We start from the raw sequence: 1,440 nt of genomic DNA on the forward strand, positions 1-1,440 counted from the left end.
GCCGCTATGACAACCAACTGGCCAATCTCAACGCCTACATTGAAGCCAATTAGCCGGGTCAACCAATGGCCGCCTGATGGGCTAATCTCCTCTAGAACTGACGCAAAACCGAACCCATGGAGCAGACCAAAGAAGAAAATTAGAGTGAAGCGGGCACCGCCTGGTTTGTTGCGCAATATGTTTTCAACAGCGGCATATACAATGGACAAGGCAATTAAAGGTTCAAAGAACCCTGTTGGCAAATCAACGAAGCCTAGCCAGCCGAGGGTCAGTGTCACCGAGTGCGCGACGGTAAAAGCCGTGACCTGCCAGATCAGGTCGCGGACCGTTTGCGCAAATAGGAACAGGCAGAGTACGAACAAGATGTGATCCAGCCCGTAAGGGACGATGTGAATGATCCCCTGCCATGTGAAATACAAGAAGTCGGCCACTGCTGAGCTCAGTGTTGTTTCTTGGGACCCAATAAGGTTCAGTGTCTGGCTGGTTCGTCCAGCCTGCAGCAGCGTGACACTTGGGACCGACACTTCAAGCCGCATATCCCCAAGTAAAGGCGACATTTTGATACTTACTGCGCTGGCACCTTGCGGAGCGTCACCATAACCGACGAAAACCAAGCGGTATTCAGTGCTGTCCGGTGGTCTGTCGAGAACAGCACGGATATCGCGCGGAGATGGAAAGGACAATGCCCGCAATTCGGCCGTATTGCCGTCGAACCATATGAGCGTCTCTTCGGAGACTTCTGCACGTATTTCTGACAGCGTGGTTTCGATTGTGCCGAGATCCAGCCCGCGCACCTGCTCAACAAGAAATCGGTCGGATCCGTTCAAGCCTAAGTGCCGCTCGAAAGCCTCGATCAAGTCGGCGCTTACGGCAATCTGATAGCTTTCGCCTTCAATGGACAACCGTGCATCGCCCAACTCGAACTTATGTGCGAGAGCGGACTGCGCAAAGAGCACAAGCAAAAACGCAAGGGCTAGTCGGGTGAGCAATAACCCGACCACCTTATCAAGCGATGGGAAGTCATGTCTCGCTTTTCTTATCGACTACCCCCAAACCTGCTCGAAGATGCGCGTGAAGTTGCCTCCCATCACTTTTTTGACGTCCTCGTCAGAGTACCCGCGCAACCACATTTCATCGATAATGGCCGCATAGATTTTCGCGGCTTCCCCGATGCCAGTTGTGGCCAATTTGTTTACCGCTGCACTGAGTCCGCCGTCGTCGAATTGTTCTGGATTTGACTTCCCAAACTCATAAATCTTAGACCAGTCAAAACCGTCGTCGGAGCTGAGTCCAACGTTGTCGATGCTTGTCAAATCCCGCATGTAGTCAATTCGGTCGACAACGTCCTGAGGACGAGTGAGCTCTGTCTGTGGGCTGATCATTATGAAAGGCAACATACAAAGGCTAACCACACCTCCGGTATCTGCAACCGCTTGAATC

General features: G+C 52.4%; 1 protein-coding gene and 1 pseudogene. Both read right to left on the minus strand.

Annotation, left to right across the window (positions count from 1 at the left end; all coding sequences use genetic code 11):
* Window positions 1-989, minus strand: a 989-nt coding sequence (locus tag AC2FLD_RS22435) for a HupE/UreJ family protein (protein ID WP_496674557.1), incomplete at its 3' end; no start/stop codon positions are given.
* A 54-nt stretch (window positions 990-1,043) separates the two neighbouring features.
* Window positions 1,044-1,440, minus strand: a pseudogene (locus AC2FLD_RS22440) (dipeptidase); the annotation flags it as partial.

Source organism: Ruegeria sp. CDSA021 (assembly GCF_059612325.1).